At 68.8% G+C, this 18,024-nt stretch carries 13 protein-coding genes and 1 tRNA gene; 10 read left to right on the forward strand and 4 right to left on the reverse strand.

Features of this window, described 5'->3' with window-relative positions; genetic code table 11:
• Positions 1–124 precede the first annotated feature (124 nt).
• Positions 125–1,606 carry an NAD-dependent succinate-semialdehyde dehydrogenase gene (locus BLP88_RS01820; protein WP_074586403.1) on the forward strand — a complete coding sequence of 494 codons (1,482 nt, stop codon included), beginning with the start codon at positions 125–127 and terminating at the stop codon, positions 1,604–1,606.
• Between the two features lie 101 nt (positions 1,607–1,707).
• Here BLP88_RS01820 and BLP88_RS01825 read toward each other — a convergent pair whose 3' ends face one another.
• The 3 genes from BLP88_RS01825 to BLP88_RS01835 form a co-directional block, all read right to left on the reverse strand.
• Complete coding sequence (locus tag BLP88_RS01825; RefSeq protein ID WP_084110683.1) at positions 1,708–4,083, reverse strand: transglutaminase TgpA family protein; 2,376 nt, start codon at positions 4,081–4,083, stop codon at positions 1,708–1,710.
• Between the two features lie 139 nt (positions 4,084–4,222).
• The gene (locus BLP88_RS01830) at positions 4,223–5,686 is read right to left on the reverse strand and encodes a DUF58 domain-containing protein (RefSeq protein WP_074586407.1); all 1,464 of its coding nucleotides are present in this window, start codon (positions 5,684–5,686) and stop codon (positions 4,223–4,225) included.
• Positions 5,687–5,695: 9 nt separating this feature from the next.
• Positions 5,696–6,781, reverse strand: a complete 1,086-nt coding sequence (locus BLP88_RS01835) for an AAA family ATPase (RefSeq protein ID WP_084110684.1) — start codon at positions 6,779–6,781, stop codon at positions 5,696–5,698.
• A 150-nt stretch (positions 6,782–6,931) separates the two neighbouring features.
• Between BLP88_RS01835 and BLP88_RS01840 the strand changes: the two genes are divergently transcribed.
• The 5 genes from BLP88_RS01840 (at position 6,932) to BLP88_RS01860 (ending at position 13,096) form a co-directional block, all read left to right on the forward strand.
• Complete coding sequence (locus BLP88_RS01840) at positions 6,932–7,846, forward strand: TatD family hydrolase (RefSeq protein WP_074586409.1); 915 nt, start codon at positions 6,932–6,934, stop codon at positions 7,844–7,846.
• Positions 7,847–8,126: 280 nt separating this feature from the next.
• A complete protein-coding gene (locus BLP88_RS01845) occupies positions 8,127–9,260 on the forward strand; it encodes a resuscitation-promoting factor (protein WP_074586410.1) in 1,134 nt (377 codons plus the stop codon).
• A gap of 122 nt (positions 9,261–9,382) precedes the next feature.
• The gene (gene rsmA, locus BLP88_RS01850; protein ID WP_074586412.1) at positions 9,383–10,264 is read left to right on the forward strand and encodes a 16S rRNA (adenine(1518)-N(6)/adenine(1519)-N(6))-dimethyltransferase RsmA; all 882 of its coding nucleotides are present in this window, start codon (positions 9,383–9,385) and stop codon (positions 10,262–10,264) included.
• Complete coding sequence (locus BLP88_RS01855) at positions 10,261–11,235, forward strand: 4-(cytidine 5'-diphospho)-2-C-methyl-D-erythritol kinase (RefSeq protein WP_074586414.1); 975 nt, start codon at positions 10,261–10,263, stop codon at positions 11,233–11,235. The genes rsmA and BLP88_RS01855 overlap by 4 nt, the downstream gene beginning before the upstream one ends.
• Positions 11,236–11,263: 28 nt before the next feature.
• Positions 11,264–13,096: an ABC-F family ATP-binding cassette domain-containing protein gene (locus BLP88_RS01860; RefSeq protein WP_074586416.1), complete on the forward strand. Its 1,833-nt coding sequence runs from the start codon at positions 11,264–11,266 to the stop codon at positions 13,094–13,096.
• 400 nt (positions 13,097–13,496) lie between these two features.
• On the opposite strand, the gene BLP88_RS01865 is transcribed toward BLP88_RS01860, so the two are convergent.
• Positions 13,497–14,096, reverse strand: a complete 600-nt coding sequence (locus tag BLP88_RS01865; protein WP_074586635.1) for a TetR/AcrR family transcriptional regulator — start codon at positions 14,094–14,096, stop codon at positions 13,497–13,499.
• A gap of 279 nt (positions 14,097–14,375) precedes the next feature.
• Between BLP88_RS01865 and BLP88_RS01870 the strand changes: the two genes are divergently transcribed.
• The 4 genes from BLP88_RS01870 (at position 14,376) to BLP88_RS01885 (ending at position 17,916) form a co-directional block, all read left to right on the forward strand.
• Positions 14,376–14,447, forward strand: a tRNA-Gln gene (locus BLP88_RS01870).
• 143 nt (positions 14,448–14,590) lie between these two features.
• Positions 14,591–16,093 (forward strand): bifunctional UDP-N-acetylglucosamine diphosphorylase/glucosamine-1-phosphate N-acetyltransferase GlmU, encoded by a 1,503-nt coding sequence (glmU, locus tag BLP88_RS01875; RefSeq protein WP_074586417.1) that lies wholly within the window; start codon positions 14,591–14,593, stop codon positions 16,091–16,093.
• Complete coding sequence (locus tag BLP88_RS01880; protein WP_074586418.1) at positions 16,090–17,070, forward strand: ribose-phosphate diphosphokinase; 981 nt, start codon at positions 16,090–16,092, stop codon at positions 17,068–17,070. Before glmU ends, BLP88_RS01880 begins: the two co-directional genes overlap by 4 nt.
• 246 nt (positions 17,071–17,316) lie before the next feature.
• Positions 17,317–17,916: a 50S ribosomal protein L25/general stress protein Ctc gene (locus tag BLP88_RS01885; RefSeq protein ID WP_074586419.1), complete on the forward strand. Its 600-nt coding sequence runs from the start codon at positions 17,317–17,319 to the stop codon at positions 17,914–17,916.
• Positions 17,917–18,024: the final 108 nt, after the last annotated feature.

The following is an 18,024-nucleotide window of genomic DNA, read 5'->3' on the forward strand; positions in this document are numbered from 1 at the left end:
CGAAGGCGTAGACACTCTTTTGATTCCGGCAGTACCGTGGCAGTTAATCCCCGCAATAATGCGACCCACGTAACACCAAGGGTTGGTGCATTTCCACAATGCACCGCCTGACGAAGGAGTCACTGTGACTGTCACCGCAGAACGCGAAGCAGAACTGCTCGCCAAGGTTCCCACCGGTCTGTTCATCAACGGTGAGTGGCGCGACGCCTCCACCGGCAAGACCTTCGATGTCGAAGACCCGGCCACCGGCAAGGTCCTTCTGAGCATCGCCGACGCCACCAGCGAAGACGCCCTCGCCGCCCTCGCCGCGGCCGACGCCGCCCAGGCCGCCTGGGCCCGCACCGCACCGCGCGAGCGTGCAGAGATCCTCCGCCGCGCTTTCGAACTCGTCACCGAACGTGCCGAAGATTTCGCCCTCCTCATGACCCTTGAAATGGGCAAGCCGCTGGCCGAGTCCCGCGGTGAGGTCACCTACGGTGCCGAGTTCCTGCGCTGGTTCTCCGAGGAGACCGTCCGCGACTACGGCCGCTACGTCACCACCCCCGAGGGCAAGAACAAGATCCTGGTCCAGCGCAAGCCCGTTGGCCCGTGCCTGCTGATCACCCCATGGAACTTCCCGCTGGCCATGGCCACCCGCAAGGTCGGCCCGGCCCTCGCCGCGGGCTGCACGGTGATTATCAAGCCCGCCAAGTTCACTCCGCTGACCACCCAGCTGTTCGTGGCCACCCTGGAAGAGGCCGGCGTGCCCGCCGGCGTGGTCAACGTGGTGTCCTCCTCGAGCGCGTCCTCGATCTCGGGTCCGATCATGAAGGACTCCCGCCTCCGCAAGGTTTCCTTCACCGGCTCCACCCCGGTGGGCAAGCGCCTGATCGCCGACGCCGCCAACAACGTCCTGCGCACCTCGATGGAGCTGGGCGGCAACGCACCGTTCATCGTGTTTGAAGACGCCGACCTGGACAAGGCCGTCGAAGGCGCCATGGCCGCCAAGATGCGCAACATGGGCGAGGCCTGCACCGCCGCCAACCGCTTCCTGGTCCACGAGTCCGTAGCTGCCGAATTCACCGCGAAGTTCGCAGCCGCCATGGGCGCCCTCACCACGGGCCGCGGCACCGAAGACACCACCAAGGTGGGTCCGCTGATCGACTCCGGCGCCCGCGACGACGTCCACGCACTGGTCACCGCTGCCGTGGCCCAGGGCGCAACGGTCGCCACCGGCGGTGGTCCCGTGGACGGCGACGGTTACTTCTACGCCCCCACGGTCCTCTCGAACGTCCCGAACGACGCCGACATCCTTGGCTCCGAGATCTTCGGACCGGTGGCCCCCGTGACCACCTTCGCCACCGAAGAGCAGGCCATCAAGCTGGCCAACGCGAGCGAATACGGCCTGGCATCCTACCTCTACACCCGCGACTACGCCCGCATGTTCCGCGTGGCCGAGCAGATCGAATTCGGCATGGTCGGCTTCAACGCCGGTGTCATCTCGAACGCCGCCGCACCGTTCGGCGGCGTGAAGCAGTCCGGCCTGGGCCGTGAAGGCGGCGCCGAAGGCATCGCCGAGTACACCACCACCCAGTACATCGGCATCGCCGACCCGTACGCCGGCTAGGCAGCCAGCTCCACGCAACAGGCGAGGGCCCGGCTCCGGAACACTCCGGAGCCGGGCCCTCGCCGTATGCGGGCTCGGCTTTGATCAGTTACTGCGTTTGTTCAGTTACCGCGACGCAGCGGGCGGACAGCCTTCCGCAAGTTCCCGATGAACGCGCCCGCGCGCACCGCGCCACGGCCGGCCCAGCGGAACGGCGCGGAAATCGTCCGGAACCACCGGGACAACAACGACGGCGGGAACCAGTCCGCGCGCAGGCGCACCAGCCATGACCTTCCGCGCCGCAGCATCGCCCGGACCGCGGACAGCCGGTCCGCGGTGAGCCGGGCCCCGGCGCCGGGTGCGCCGCCATCCGCGGGACGGCCGTAACGGTGCCGTTCGAAATCGGCGGTGAGCGCGTGCACCGCCCGCATGCCGGCGTCGTCGGCGAGGGCCGAAGGGATGGACCCCTGCAGGCCGGCCGCGAAATGCCGCGGCGTCTCGCTTGGCCGCGGGACGTGGCCGTAGTCCCGGGCCAGATCCTGGAGTTCATCCCACGCCAGCGCGGGGGGGACCGCGGGGCCGGCCTGTCCCGGCGGGCGGACCTCCCGCAGGCGGCGGGCCCGTATCCCGGCCCGGAGCAGGCGCGGTGACGCCAGCAAGGCTGCCGCAAGCAGGGCGCCGGCCAGGACGAAGACCGCCTGCGGAATCCCGGTTCCGGCACCCGTCCCGGTGCCCGGCAGCGGGGCTGGCGCAACGGCGCTGCTGCTGGGCAGCGGGGTCTGGTTGGGGACCGGGATGTCATCCTCGTCCAGGTTGCTGCCGCTACCGCCGGGGGTTACGGCATCGGCCGCGTAGTCCGGAACCGAACCCCGCGACGGGGTGGGCTCGAAAGGAACCCAGCCAAGCCCCTCGAAATAGAGCTCGGGCCAGGCGTGTGCGTCGCGGGCATCCACCGAAAACTCGGTGAGCGGATCGCGCCCGCCCACGGCGATGTTGTTCCCGGTGGGATGGCCCGGTGCGTACCCGACGGCGATCCTGCTGGGGATGCCCGTAACCCGGGCCATGACGGCCATGGCCGAGGCGAAGTGCACGCAGTACCCGCTCTTCTGCTGCAGGAAATCGGCCAGCACGGACAGGCCGTTGCCGTCGTAACCGCCCTGGACCGGGGCCTGCAGGGAGTACGTGAATTCCGCCGAACGCAGGTACCGCTGGATGGCAAGGGCCTTGGCGAAGTTGTTCCGGAGACCCGTGGTCAGGGTCCCGGCCGTGTTCCGGACGATTTCCGGAACGTTGCCCGGAACCTGGGTGAACTCCTCGGAAAGCTCGCCGTCAGCCGGGGATGCTGTTCCCGCCTGCGTCAGGGCGGCCGCCGTGATCCGGGGGGAGACCGAGACCACCGTGTAATGCTGGTTCCGGGACGTGCGGTCTTCGCCCCGGATACTCAAAGTCAGCGGATCCCAGGACCAGCGGCCGTTGAGCCCGTTGACGGCCGCGGGCGTATACGGGACGGGGAGGTAGGGGCTGGTGAACTGGCCGGTGTCGATGATCGTCAGGTCACGGACGAGCTCCTCGGGAAGCGTGTATCCGGGAACGATTTGCCCGGTGCCGAGCCTGCGGCTGGAGGCCCTGTCGTCGGGTGCCCAGCTTTCGCCCTCGAAGCGGTCGATAGTGACCGACCGCAGGTAGACCGGGGTGCTGGAACTCGTGGCGTAGGTGATCCTGCCGTCGCCAGTGGGCGTGCGCAGGCTGTTGCCCAGGGTGATCATGGGGTTCAGCCCGTTGGAAGGCCCCCAGGGATTCAGGCGTGACCCCACCGGGAACGTGCCCTGGTCGAAGCCGGGGACGGCCAGGGGGAGGACCAGGCCCACGGCGAGTGCGGCGCCGCCAAGCACCACGGAGCGCCGGAGCTGGCCCTGCCCGCGCCCCGTTCCGGACTGGAGCCGGGCGTCCGGGGCGAACCACTGCGCGCACCCCAGGAGCAGGATGAAACCGGCCGATGCCGCCAGGAATCCGGCCAGCCCGGCACCCTGCGGCTTGATCGTGGCCGGGACCACGAGCACCGCGAGCAGGCCCAGGCCCGAGGTGGCCGGCAAGGCCAGGGGGACGGCCAAGGTATCCATCAGGAGCACCACGAGGCCCAGGCACAGGCAAATCAGCAGCACGATTCCGGTGTTCGGGGCCACCGGCGCGGTTTCCGCATAGACGGTCTCGCCGGCCCGGTCGAACAGCACGAAAGCCTGCTTGAGGGTGTCCGGTCCCGGGATGAAGCCGGCGATGCTTTCCTTCCTGAGGAACGTGTTGCACAGGATGAACACGAGCGCGGCGAAACCGCCCAGGGTGACCAGGGCCGCCGGTGCCCGCAGGGCCCGCAGCACCGCCATGGCCAGGGCCACGACGCCGACGGTGATGATGACAGGGCTCAGCCAGGCCCAACCCCTCAGGACGCCATTGAGTGACAACGATGCGCCGATGACGGCGGCGGCGATAGCACCGGCCATGGCCCACGGATAAGGGCCGACGGGCCTCCTAACGGGCCCCGGACTGCGGGACGGCGCGGCTGCACTGCCCGCGGCCGCACCGCGGACCTGTCCGGGCACCGCGGCTCCGCCGCGCTGCCCGCTCATCGCCTCACCGCACTCATCGCTCCACCGCCGCACCGCGCCGCACGTCCATGGCGGCGGCGGCCGCCGCCATGATCTCGCCCTGGTCGAACGCGGACCAGGCAGCCGTCAGCTGCGTGCGCGGAGTGACGGCGAGTGCCCGCCAGCCGCCCAGGCGCAGCGCGTCCACCGCGGCCTGGGCGCTGCGGGGATGTTCGGTGACCAGCAGCGCGAAGGCATTCGCGCCGAAACCGGCAGCAGGGGCAAGGGCGCGGGCCTCGGCCTCGCCCAGCGTGCCCAGCAGGGCGAGCACCGGGCCGCGCAGCCGGTGCGCCGCGAGCTTGTCCATCAGCCGGTCATCAAAAGCCGCCTCGCCGCCGTCGGGATTGCCGCCGTCACCGCGCTTGCCCTCACCGCCCTTGGCGTCATTGCGCCGGATGTCACCGCGCCTGCCCTCGCCGTGCGGGTGCCGGGGGCCGTCCAATTGGATCGCGGCCAGGCTCTCGCCGATGGACTGCAGCCCGCCGCTGCCGCTGTATTCCTCGGCATCCGGGAACGGTGCCGAGCGGGAACCGTGGAACGCGGGGTTGCCGGCGGCGTCAAGGAACCGCAGCGAGTAGTTGCGTTCGGCGAGGTGCGCGCTGATGGACATCGCCGCCGTCACGGCCCACTCGAAGCTGTCGCTGCTCAGCAGTTCGAACGAATCGTCGTGGACAGCCGGGAAACGGGACCCCGGCCCGATGGCGAAGGAGGAATAGCGGTGGTCCATGATGATGGTGGCCTCGGGGGTGGTGACGGATTCCTCCTGCCTGACCATCAGTTCGCCGTGGTGGGCGGTCGCCGCCCAGTGGACCCGGCGCATCGGGTCGCCGTGCCGGTACTCGCGCGTCATCACGTCGTCGTCGCTCGGGTTGGCCCGGATCCGGGTGGCCGTGACGCCGTCGTTGCCGCGCGCGCCCGCCAGCCCGGTCGCCGGAAGCTCGACGGCGGCCGGCGTCACCGTGAGCAACTCGCCTTCGTCGATGGTGTGCCGGTGCAGCGACAAGCCGAACGGATCGCAGAACTCGGCGGTCACGGGGCCGATCTTGAACTGGCCGCGCCTGCCCGAGCGCAGGTGGTATTCGTAGCGGCTGGTGCCTCCGCTGGCGGACCGGGCGGGGAAGCGGAACGCCGGCGGCTCGCCGAAGCGCGGAGGCAACTGCTCTTCCATGATCACTGAGGCGTTCGAGCTGCCCGTGCGCGCCACGGCGAGGCGAACCGTCGCGGTGGACGAGGTTTCCACGGTGGGCGGGATGAATTCCCGGAACACCTGGAACTTCGGCTTCAGGACCCGCACCCCGGCCAGGGACACCAGCGGCAGCACAATAAGCAGGATGCCCAGGGCCAGCAGGTCACGGCGCCCCATGATCTGGGCGAGCAGGAGCGAAGCGGTGCCCGCGGCCAGCAGGCCCCAGCCCCGGGTGGTGAACAAATGCTTCGGAAGCAGTTCCAGCAGGGCCATGGCTGGCTCCTACGCGCGGCGGGCGTCGGCCGCGGAGTCCCGGCTCACCGGCAGGGAGGCCAGGATGGCGCGGATGACGCTCTGCGGGGTGTCGCCCGCACCGGCGGCCTTCCGCTCGAGGATGATGCGGTGCGCGAGGACCGGTTCGGCCACCGCGACCACGTCGTCCGGCAGCACGAAGTCGCGGCCGTCCAGGGCAGCGGTGGCCTTTGCCGCGCGCAGGAGCTGCAGCAGGGAGCGCGGGCTTGCGCCGAGCCGGAGCCGGGCACTGTCGCGGGTGGCGTGCCCGATCGCCACGGTGTACTCCTTCACGGCCTGGGACACGTACACCTGCTGCACTGCCGTGATCATGGCGGCGACGTCGGCAGCGGTTACCACCGGGGTGACCTTCGCCAGCGGGGACACGGCCTGGTGGGTTTCGAGCATCTCGATTTCGGAGGCCTGGTCCGGGTAACCCATGGAGATCCGGGCCATGAAACGGTCCCGCTGGGCCTCGGGGAGGGGATACGTCCCCTCCATTTCGATCGGATTCTGGGTGGCAACCACCATGAACGGTTCGGCCATCTTGTAGGAGGTGCCGTCCACGGTGACCTGGTGCTCCTCCATGCATTCCAGGAGCGCGGACTGCGTCTTCGCCGAAGCGCGGTTGATCTCGTCGCCGATGACGATGTTGGCGAATACCGCGCCCTTGCGGAACTCGAACTGCCGGGACGACTGGTTGTAGATGGACACGCCGGTCACGTCCGAGGGCAGCAGGTCAGGGGTGAACTGGATTCGGCTGACACCGCAGTCGATGCTCCGGGCGAGGGTCTTGGCGAGCATGGTCTTTCCCACGCCGGGAACGTCTTCCACCAGGAGGTGCCCCCGGGCGAGGAGCACGGTGAGGGCGAGCTTGGCGGCCTCTGCCTTGCCGTCGATCACCTGGTTGATGGCGGCCAGGATTTTTTCGCTGGCGGCGTGGAACTCCGCAGCGGGCATGGCGGCGTGCCTGTGCCCGTTGGGCGATCCCGGTTCGGCAGTGGACTCTTCCGCACGGACAACGCTTTCGCGGACGATGTCCTGGTGCCGAACCGTGCTCTGATGCTGTGAATCCATGGACAACCCTTCAGCCATGACGGAACCCCGCTGGCCTGCGCCGACGGGATGCTCCACCCCCTGATACCAAGACTACCCAGCCGGTGCCCGCCGCAGACAGGGGCCAGCGCCGCGTCCAATGCGCGGACCGCGGGCCGCTAGGGTTGACGCATGTGCAATTCCCTTCCGCCGCTTTCCTACCGCGCGCCCGAAGACGTTGCCGGCGACGCCGAAGAAACCCCGGGCAAGCGTGCCCGCAAGGAGTACCCGCCCGCCCCGGAGCCGCTGCCCGTCCCGGTGATGGACAACCACACGCACCTGGACTTCCGGCACGGCCTGCTGGAGGTCTCGGTGACCGATGCGCTGGACGCGGCGGCCGCCGTCGGGGTCCAGGGCGCGGTGCAGGTGGGCTGCGACCTGGAGTCCTCGCGCTTCACGGTGGAAGCCATCGAAGCGGACCGGCGGCTGCTGGGCGCGGTGGCCATCCACCCCAACGATGCGCCGGCCTATGCCGGGCGGGGCGAGCTGGAGTCCGCGCTCGCCGAGATCGAGGAGCTGGCCGGGCACCCGCGGGTGCGCGCGATCGGTGAAACCGGCCTGGATTTCTATCGCACGCACGGCGACGGCCTGGCCCACCAGCGCTATTCCTTCCGGCGGCACATCGACATCGCCAAGCGGCTGGGGCTGACCCTGCAGATCCACGACCGGGACGCGCACGACGACGTCGTCCAGGTGCTGCGCGAAGAAGGCGCTCCGGAGAAGGTGGTGTTCCACTGCTTCTCCGGGGGAGCGGAACTGGCGCGCATCTGCAACGAGAACGGTTGGTACATGTCCTTCGCGGGCACCTTCACCTTCAAGAATGCCGACAACCTCCGCGAAGCCCTGCTGATCGCCGAGCCCGAACTGATGCTGGTGGAGACCGATTCGCCGTTCCTGACTCCGCACCCGCACCGCGGCCGGCCGAACGCCAGCTACATGGTCCCGTACACGGTGCGGGCCATGGCGGACGTTGCGGAAAAAGACCTTGCGGGGCTGTGCGGACAGCTGGCCGGGAACACCCTCGCCGCCTATGGATCGTGGGACTGACCCGCCTGCGGACGGCCGCGGAGTACATACCGGGTATGCACAATTTCTTGGCCGTTTTATAACGCTTCGGTTACAGTGGGTAACCAGTAGCCGGGGTCGGGGAAGGCCAGCGGATACGAAAGCTCCGTTCGCACTGGAAATTTTCACGTAGATCGGCAGTGGCAGCGCAGTTGCTCCACCGCGGGATACCCCCGTGCCTTTGGCACTTGGGCCGTCCCCGCGGCAGGTAGGCAACTGCGTTTTTCCCCGTGCCCGGATGGTCCAACAGTTACGGGCAATCATGGTCAAGTTCTTCACCACGGACGGCAAATTCAGCTTTCCCAAGGTCGCTGCGCAGTTGCTGGTGCTTTCGGCACTGGTGCTCGGGATTGTCGCCTTCACCGGCAACAACAAGACAGTGACCCTCAACGTCGATGGAAAGGTGAGCTCCGTCCAGACCTTCGGCAGCACGGTTGACCAGGTGGTCAAGGCGGCGAAGGTCGAGCTCAAGCCGGCGGACCGGGTCAGCCCGGCGCTGGATGCTTCGGTGCAGAACGGCTCCATCATCAACGTGAACCTGGCCAAGTCGGTCTCGGTCACCCTCGACGGCACGCAGCGGACCGTCAACACCAACTCCCCGGACGTCGCGGGCCTCATCACCGAACTCGGCGTGGCCAGTTCCTCGGCTGTCTCCGCCGACAAGGACATGCAGCTTGCCGTCTCCGGCTCCGTCGTGTCGATCTCGACCCCCAAGAAGGTCACGCTGATCGCGGACGGCAAGAGCTCGGTGAAGACCACGACGGCGGCCGACGTCGCCACCGTGCTGAAGGACGCCGGCGTCAAGCTTGGCGCGAACGACCGCGTCTCCCAGCCCCGGCACGCCCCGGTCATCAAGAACATGGTGATCAAGGTGTCCCGCGTGGACCTCTCCAAGACCGCCACCGTCACCGAGAATGTTCCCTTCGAGACCATCACCACCAAGAGCTCCACGATGTACACCGACGAGGAAAAGGTCACCCAGGAAGGCGTATTGGGCCAGGTCAGCAAGAAGTTCAAGCTGGTCACGGTCGACGGCCGCGAAGCCTCCCGCACCCTGCTGTCCTCCACGGTGACCGTCAAGCCGGTGGCCGAGAAGGTCACTGTCGGCACCAAGGAACGCCCCGCCCCCGAGGCCTCGAGCGGCCCCACCGGCGCCCCGAACGAAGCCATGTGGGACCGCATCGCCCAGTGTGAGTCGGGCGGCAACTGGTCCATCAACACCGGCAACGGCTACTACGGCGGCCTGCAGTTCGACATCCAGACCTGGCTCGGCTCCGGCGGCGGCGCCTATGCACCGAATGCCAGCCTGGCCACCAAGGCCCAGCAGATCGACATCGCCAACCGCGTGTACGCGGAGCGCGGCCTGCAGCCCTGGGGCTGCGGCTGGGCAGCCTAGGCGGCACTGCGAAGCACGACATGAGGCCGGGTCCGGAATTTCCGGGCCCGGCCTTCGTCATGTGTGGCGCCCCGGCAGCCGCACGGAAAGTCCTGCCACCGGGCGGGCGATAGGATACCTAGGTGACTGACGCGAATTCCGAACCTGCCGCCGTCGCGCCCCTCCTGGGAGCCGCCGACATCCGACGGCTCGCCGAGGAAATCGGTGTCCGCCCAACCAAGACGCTGGGCCAGAACTTCGTCATCGACGGCAACACGATCCGCCGCATCGTCTCCGCCGCGGGCGTGGACCCGGAAGAAACCGTCCTCGAGGTCGGCCCCGGGCTGGGCTCCCTGACCCTGGGACTGCTCGACGCCGCCAAGCAGGTGGTGGCGGTGGAAATCGATCCGGTGCTGGCGGCCAAGCTGCCCGAAACCGTGCGCGCCTGGCGCCCCGACGCCGCGGACGATTTCCACCTGGTGCTCTCCGACGCCATGAAGGTCACCGACCTTCCCGTCCAGCCCACGGCCCTGGTGGCCAACCTGCCCTACAACGTCGCCGTGCCGGTGGTGCTGCACCTGCTGGAACACTTCCCGGGCCTGCGCCACGGCCTGGTCATGGTCCAGGACGAAGTGGCGGACCGGCTCGCGGCCACGCCGGGGTCCAAGATCTACGGCGTCCCCTCCGTCAAGGCCGCCTGGTACGGGCACATGCGCAAGGCCGGAGTGATCGGCATGAACGTGTTCTGGCCGGCGCCCAAGATCCACTCCGGACTGGTGGCCTTCACCCGGCAGGAAGCCCACAACACGCACGCCACCCGCGAGCAGGTGTTCGCCGTCATCGACGCCGCGTTCGCGCAGCGCCGCAAGACCCTCCGCGCCGCCCTGGCCGGCTGGGCCGGCAGCGCCGCCGAAGCCGAACGCTGCCTGGTGGCCGCCGGCGTGGACCCGACGGCCCGCGGCGAGGTGCTGGACATCGGCGCCTTCATCCGGATCGCCGAGGCACGCCACCCGCAGGCCGCATGAGCCGCCCCGTCTCCGCACACCAGGGCCGTTTCGTGCCGCGCACCGTGAAGGTCCGCGCCCCCGGCAAAGTCAACGTCTCCCTGAAGGTGGGCCCGCTGCGCCCGGACGGCTACCACTCCGTGGCCAGCGTGTACCTGGCCGTTTCCCTCTACGAGGAAGTGGCCGCCACCAGCACGCCGACGCCGGGCATCACCGTCAGCATCAGCCCGGACAGCACGCTGGAGCTCGACGGCGTCGACATCCCGCTGGACGAACGGAACCTGGCGTACAAGGCCGCCGCGATCATGGCCGAGGTGTCCGAGAACCCCACAGGTGTGCACCTGGAAATCACCAAGCGGGTGCCGGTGGCGGGGGGCATGGGCGGCGGCTCCGCCGACGCCGCGGCCACCTTGCTGGCCTGCGACGCCCTCTGGGACAGCGGCCTGTCCCGCGAAGAACTGGCCCACCTGGCGGCCGAGCTCGGCGCGGACGTGCCGTTCTCGCTGCTGGGCGGCACCGCCGTCGGACTGGGCGTGGGGGACAAGCTCTCGCCGGCGCTGGCGAAGGCGCAGATGGACTGGGTGCTGGTCTGCGCCGATTACGGCCTGTCCACCCCGGAGGTCTTCCACACGCTGGACCGGCTCCGCGACGCCGAAGGGGTGGACGCCGCCGAGCCGAGCGAAGTGGATGCCCAGATCCTGCAGGCCCTGCGCGGCGGCGACCCCGAAGCGCTGAGCCGCGTCCTGGTCAACGACCTCCAGCGCGCATCGATCGAACTCGCCCCGCAGCTGCGGGACACCATCGGCCTCGGCGAGTCCAAGGGTGCCCTGGCCGGCTTCGTGTCCGGCTCCGGGCCCACCGTGGCGCTGCTGGCACACAACCAGGCCGAGGCCCGACGGCTGGCCGAAGAACTCGGGCACCTGGGCCACACCGCACTGGCCGTCCACGGACCCGTTCCCGGCGCGCGGATCACCTCCGATACCCTGCACTAGTTCAATTTCCCCAAGAAAGTAGTACCCAGTGGCCCACCTGCTCGGCGGTGAGAACCTCACCGTTTCCTTTGCAACCCGCACCGTCCTCGACGGCGTCACGCTCGGATTGGAGGACGGCGACCGGATCGGCATGGTGGGCCGGAACGGCGACGGCAAGTCGACCCTGATGCGGCTGCTCGCGATGCGCTCCACCCCGGACTCCGGCCGGGTCACCAAGCGCGGCGACGTCAACATCGGCTACCTGGACCAGTCCGACGTCCTGGACGGGGACCTCACCGTCGGCGCCGCGATTGTCGGCGACCGCGCCGACCACGAATGGGCAGCCAACCCGAAGATCCGCGAGATCATGGGCGGACTGGTGGGCGACGTCGACTGGCACGCCAACGTCCACGCGCTCTCGGGCGGCCAGAAGCGCCGCGTGGCGCTGGCGAAGCTCCTCATCGAGGACCACGACGTCATCATGCTGGACGAACCCACCAACCACCTCGACGTCGAAGGCGTCGCCTGGCTGGCCCGGCACCTGAAGTCGCGCTGGCGCGCCAAGCAGGGCGCCTTCCTGGTGGTCACCCACGACCGCTGGTTCCTCGACGAAGTCTGCAACCGCACCTGGGAAGTGCACGACGCCATGGTGGACCCGTTCGACGGCGGGTACGCCGCCTACGTGCTGGCCCGCGCCGAACGCGACCGCATGGCCGCCGTCGTCGAGAACAAGCGCCAGCAACTGGTCAAGAAGGAACTGGCCTGGCTGCGCCGCGGTGCGCCCGCCCGCACCTCCAAGCCGAAGTTCCGCATCGAGGCGGCCAACGAAATCATCGCCGACGTCCCCGAGCCCCGGGACTCCGTGGCCCTGAACAAGATGGCCACCGCCCGCCTGGGCAAGGACGTACTGGACCTCGAAAACGTCTCGCTCGCCTTCCAGGGCGGCGACGCCGGGCAGAAGCTCTTCAACAACGTAACCCTCCGGCTGGCGCCGGGCCAGCGCCTGGGCCTCGTCGGCGTCAACGGCGCCGGCAAGTCAACCCTCCTGCGCCTGCTCAACGGCGACATCACCCCGGACGCCGGGAAGGTCAAGCGCGGCAAGACAGTGGTCACGGCCGTCCTCAGCCAGGACGTCAAGGAGCTCGACGAGGTCAAGGACCTGCGCGTCGTCGAGGTCATCGAACGCGAGAAGCGCTCCTTCAACGTGGCCGGCAAGGAACTCACCGCCGGGCAGCTCGTGGAGCAATTGGGCTTCACCAAGGAAAAGCAGTGGACCCCCGTGGCGGACCTCTCCGGCGGTGAACGGCGCCGCCTGCAGCTGCTGCGCCTGCTGGTGGGCGAACCCAACGTCCTGATGCTCGACGAACCCACCAACGACCTCGACACCGACACCCTCGCCGCCGTCGAAGACGTGCTGGACGGCTGGCCCGGCACTCTCGTGGTGGTCAGCCACGACCGCTACCTCCTGGAGCGCGTCACGGACTCCCAGATGGCGCTGCTCGGGGACGGCAAGCTGCGCGACCTGCCCGGCGGCGTCGACCAGTACCTGGAACTGCGCGAGGCAGCGCTCGCTTCCGGCAGCGTCAGCGGCGGATCCGGTTCGAGCCCGACGGCGGCCAGCGGCACTTCGGGCGCCGCACCGGCGTCGGGCCCCACCGAAGCCGAGAAACGCGAAGCCCGCAAGGAACTGAACCGGATCGACCGCCAGCTGGGCAAGATCGCCCAGCAGGAAGAAAAGCTGCACACCCAGATGGCGGCCAAGTCCGAATCCGGCGACTTCGACGCCCTGGCCGAACTCAACGCCAAGCTCCAGGACCTCCTCTCCGAAAAGGAGGGCCTCGAACTCGAATGGCTCGAAGCAGCCGAGGTCCTGGGGGAGTAGGGCTTCCTCTCCCCACCTTCCCAGTGGTCGCCTTGGGTGGCGGAGACGGCCCTTCCGCGTCGCTTAGACACGATGCAAAGGGGCGCCTGCGGTCGCTGAGCGACCTCCGGCACCCGATGCATCGCGATGCGCTCCTTTCGGAAGGACCGCCGTCCGCCATATTGCGCGCCTTGGGTGCCCGCTGACGTCAGTGGAAACGGGACGATCGGCAAGCAGACTGCGGGTCTCCGCAGAGGAGCGCATCGCGGTCGATCGCGTCGTGGAGGTCGCCCAGCGACCGGAGCGGCGCCTATCGGCTGTGTCTAAGCGACGGCGGAGAGCCGTTGTCTGCGTCTCAGGTGACCAGGATCAAGGTGAGCGACGCAGAAGGCGAGGGCACCGGTACGGCGGGACGGGACACTTACGCGTCGTCGCGGAGTTCCGGGTCTTTTTGGAGGCCGGTGAGGCCGTTCCAGGCGAGGTTGACCAGGTGGGCGGCGACTGCGCGCTTGTCCGGCGTGCGGCTGTCCAGCCACCACTGGCCCGTCATCGCTACCATGCCGACAAGCATCTGGGCGTACATGGCGCCGTCGGCGGAGCTGAAGCCGCGGCGGGAGAATTCGTCGGAGAGGATGTGCTCCACGCGGGCCGTCACGTGGGACAGCAGCGTGGAGAATGCGCCTTCGGGCTGCGACGGCGGGGCGTCGCGCATGAGGATCCGGAAGCCGTCGGTGCGGTCCTCGATGTAGCCGAGCAGGGCCAGGGCCGCGCGTTCGACGAGGACGCGCGGCTTGGCTTCGACAGCGAGCGAATCGTTGATGGAATCGAGCAGGATCCGGAATTCGCACTCCACCACTTTGGTGTAGAGGCCTTCCTTGGAGCCGAAATGTTCGTAGATGACCGGCTTGGAGACGCCCGCCGCGGCAGCGACTTCCTCGATGGTGGTGCCGTCCAGGCCGCGGGCGGCGAAGAGGCCCCGGCCGACGTTGATCAGCTGTGAGCGGCGCTGCGGACCGGTCATCCGGGAACGGACGGGGCGGCCGGTGGAGGCCTCCACGGCGCCTGCTGTTCCACCGTCCGGACCGGAAACCCCTGTGCTCTTGCTCACCCAACCATCATGCCTCATGGCACGGAGGCCGGATTCCATGGCGCCCGGCCCCGGCGGTTTGCCGGGAAGGGACGGGTCACTGGCGGAGCGAAGTCGCGCGGAAGCAAACGGTCATGGCAGACTTGATACCTGTGCGCGCCACCCGGTCAGCCGGGAAACCGCAGGCCACGGCCTGCCGGCAAGCGCGCACGGTCCGCTCTGGTGTAACGGCAGCACCCCGGCCTTTGGAGCCGTGGAGTATAGGTTCGAATCCTATGGGCGGAACTCGTCGGTTATCTGCCGGCACTGTTTTTCCGGAGCTGTACCGCTGAACCGCGGCGACGGCGCCATCCGGAGCCAGAGTACGATTGAGCAGATGCCGCAGCCGGGTCCACCCCGGTGGTTACCCGAACAAGGAGAGCGACTTAGTGAGCCCCGCCGCAACAGGCCCTGCCGCTGTAATCGTCCTGGCCGCTGGTGCGGGCACGCGCATGAAATCGCGCACCCCCAAGATCCTGCATCCCATTGGTGGAAAATCCATGGTGGGACATGCCCTCGACGCCGCCCGGGGCATCAGCCCCGACCGCCTGGCCGTGCTGGTCCGGCACCAGCGCGACCTCGTGGCCGCCCACCTGGCCGACATCGCCGCCGACGTCTTGGTCGTGGACCAGGACGAAGTTCCCGGCACCGGCCGCGCCGTTGAGCAGGGCCTCGAAGCGCTGGACAAGCAGGGCACCGTGGACGGCACCGTCGTGGTGACCTACGGCGACGTCCCGCTGCTCACCTCCACTCTGCTGGCGGAACTCGTCGCCGAACACGAAGCCGGCGGCAACGCCGTCACGGTGCTGACTACCGTCCTGGACGACGCCACCGGCTACGGCCGCATCCTGCGCGCCGAGGACGGTTCCGTCCTGGGCATCCGCGAGCACAAGGACGCCAGCGAAGACGAGCGCGCCATCCGCGAGATCAACTCCGGGATCTACGCCTTCGACGCCGCCGTGCTGCGGGACGCCCTGGCCCACGTCACCACCGACAACGCCCAAGGCGAGAAGTACCTCACCGATGTCCTCGCCATCGCCCGCAAGGACGGCGGCCACGTCGCGGCCGTCGTCACCGGCGACCGCTGGCAGGTGGAAGGCGCCAACGACCGCGTGCAGCTTGCCGCCCTCGGGGCCGAACACAACCGCCGCATCGTCGAGGCCTGGATGCGTGCCGGCGTCACCGTCGTCGATCCCGCCACCACCTGGATCGACTCCACCGTGACCCTCGACGAGGACGTCCGCCTGCTGCCCAACACGCAACTGCACGGCAGCACCACCGTGGCGCGCGACGCCGTCGTCGGCCCGGACACCACCCTCACCGACGTCCAGGTGGGCGAAGGCGCCAAGGTGACCCGCACCCACGGCTCGGGCTCCACGATCGGCGCCAGGGCAAGCGTTGGCCCCTTCACCTACCTGCGCCCGGGCACGGTCCTTGGGGAGACCGGCAAGATCGGCGCCTTCTACGAAACCAAGAACGTGACCATCGGCCGCGGTTCCAAGCTCTCCCACCTCGGCTACGCCGGTGACGCCGAAATCGGCGAGGACACCAACATCGGCTGCGGCAACATCACCGCCAACTACGACGGCGAGAAGAAGCACCGCACCGTGATCGGCTCCGGCGTGCGCACCGGGTCCAACACTGTGTTCGTTGCTCCCGTCAGCGTGGGCGACGGCGCGTACAGCGGCGCGGGCACCGTGATCCGCAAGGATGTTCCCGCCGGCGCCCTGGCCGTCAACGCGGCCGGGCAGCGGAACGCCGAAGGCTGGGTCATCGCCAACCGCCCCGGCAGCAACTCCGCCCTGCTGGCCGCCGCCCGCCTGGCGCAGGACGCCGGCACCCCAGACTCCTCAAGTACTCCGGCAACCACAGAAGAGGGCACACAGGCATGAGCGAAATTACGGCACACGGCGAGAAGAAACTGGTCCTTGCCGCCGGGCGGGCGCACCCCGAGCTCGCGCAGGAAATCGCCAAGGAGCTGGAGACCGAGCTCCTGCCCATTGATGCCTACGACTTCGCCAACGGAGAGATTTACGTCCGCTCCGCCGAAAGCGTGCGCGGCACCGACGCCTTCGTGATCCAGGCGCACCCGGCACCGCTGAACAACTGGCTGATGGAACAGCTGATCATGATCGATTCGCTCAAGCGTGCCTCGGCCAAGCGGATCACCGTTGTTTCCCCGTTCTACCCCTACGCCCGCCAGGACAAGAAGGGCCGCGGCCGCGAGCCGATCTCCGCCCGCCTGGTGGCCGACCTTTACAAGACCGCCGGCGCGGACCGCATCATGTCGGTCGACCTGCACACCTCCCAGATCCAGGGCTTCTTCGACGGCCCCGTGGACCACCTGATGGCCATCCCGCTGCTGGCCGACTACATCCGCACCAAGGTCGAGGCCGACAACATCACCGTGGTTTCGCCGGACACCGGCCGCGTCCGCGTCGCCGAGCAGTGGGCCGAGCGCCTGGGCGGCGCCCCGCTGGCCTTCGTGCACAAGATGCGTGACCTCACGGTGCCCAACCAGGCGGTGTCCAAGACCGTCGTCGGGCAGATCGAAGGCCGCACCTGCGTGCTCATCGACGACATGATCGACACCGGCGGAACCATCTCCGGCGCCGTGCAGGTGCTGAAGAACGCCGGCGCCAAGGACGTCATCATCGCCTGCACCCACGCCGTGTTCTCCGACCCCGCCGCGCAGCGCCTTGCCGAGTCCGGCGCCCGCGAAGTGGTGGTCACCAACACCCTGCCGATCCCGGCCGAGAAGCGCTTCCCGCAGCTGACCGTGCTGTCCATCGCGCCGCTGATCGCCCGCGCCATCCGCGAAGTGTTCGACGACGGTTCGGTCACCAGCCTCTTCGACGGCAAGGCCTGAGCCGCAGGCCCCAGCCGTTGAAGGACCCGCGGACTTGCTCCGCGGGTCCTTCCGTTTAAGCCCGACGGCGGCGGGTCTGCTAGGATGGAACGTCACCTTGGCGAGGGGACTGCTTTCCTGCGGTCCCGTTATCGACTGGGTCCTGGGCTCCCAAGCCGGCCTTACGGCCGCCGGGCGGCCGGACGAGTCCCGCCGCCCACCTGGCCCGGCCACGCGCCGTCGGCCATCAAACAAGAGGAGCCTCTTATGTCTGAGCAGAAGCTCGCAGCAGAACTGCGCACCGAATTCGGCAAGGGCTACGCCCGCCGCGCCCGCGCAGCCGGCCAGATCCCCGCCGTCATCTACGGCCACGGCGCAGAGCCGCTGCACGTCAACCTTCCGGGCCGCGCCACCACCCTGGCCGTCCGCGTCTCCAACGCACTGCTGTCCCTGGACATCAACGGCGAAGAGCACCTGGCCATCGTCAAGGACATCCAGCGCGACCCGATCAAGCAGATCATCGAGCACATCGACCTCCTGACCGTCCAGAAGGGCGAAAAGGTCACGGTTGACGTTCCCGTGCACGTTGTCGGCGAAGCCGCTTCCGGCGTTGTTGCCAACCAGGAAGCCACCACGGTTTCCCTCGAGGCCGAGGCCACCCACCTGCCCACCGCCATCGAGGTCAGCATCGAAGGCCGCGAAGCCGGTGCTCACGTCCACGCCTCCGACCTCGAACTGCCCAAGGGCGCTGCCCTGCTGAGCGACCCGGAGACCCTGGTTGTTAACCTCTCCGAAGCCGCTGCCCCGGCTGAGGAAGAGGCCGGCGAAGAAGCAGCTGCTAAGGAAGCCGCTCCCGCCGCCGAGTAGTCCTTGCCGGCTCCCGGAAACGCGGAGCCGGGGCAGGAATGCCTTGGAAGTGGCCGGAACCCGCACGGGTCCCGGCCACTTTCTTTTTCCTACCACCCCCTGATTCCT

The sequence above is a fragment of the Arthrobacter cupressi genome, assembly GCF_900099975.1.
GTDB lineage: Bacteria > Actinomycetota > Actinomycetes > Actinomycetales > Micrococcaceae > Arthrobacter > Arthrobacter cupressi.

Bases quoted from the DNA above. Each gene is read 5' to 3' on its own strand.
- BLP88_RS01855 (WP_074586414.1), top strand. From the start codon at position 10,261: ATGAGCCGCCCCGTCTCCGCACACCAGGGCCGTTTCGTGCCGCGCACC.
- BLP88_RS01880 (WP_074586418.1), top strand. From the start codon at position 16,090: ATGAGCGAAATTACGGCACACGGCGAGAAGAAACTGGTCCTTGCCGCC.
- BLP88_RS01865 (WP_074586635.1), bottom strand. From the start codon at position 14,096: ATGACCGGTCCGCAGCGCCGCTCACAGCTGATCAACGTCGGCCGGGGC.
- BLP88_RS01885 (WP_074586419.1), top strand. From the start codon at position 17,317: ATGTCTGAGCAGAAGCTCGCAGCAGAACTGCGCACCGAATTCGGCAAG.
- BLP88_RS01840 (WP_074586409.1), top strand. From the start codon at position 6,932: ATGTGCAATTCCCTTCCGCCGCTTTCCTACCGCGCGCCCGAAGACGTT.
- BLP88_RS01835 (WP_084110684.1), bottom strand. From the start codon at position 6,781: ATGGATTCACAGCATCAGAGCACGGTTCGGCACCAGGACATCGTCCGC.
- BLP88_RS01825 (WP_084110683.1), bottom strand. From the start codon at position 4,083: ATGGCCGGTGCTATCGCCGCCGCCGTCATCGGCGCATCGTTGTCACTC.
- BLP88_RS01845 (WP_074586410.1), top strand. From the start codon at position 8,127: ATGGTCAAGTTCTTCACCACGGACGGCAAATTCAGCTTTCCCAAGGTC.
- BLP88_RS01830 (WP_074586407.1), bottom strand. From the start codon at position 5,686: ATGGCCCTGCTGGAACTGCTTCCGAAGCATTTGTTCACCACCCGGGGC.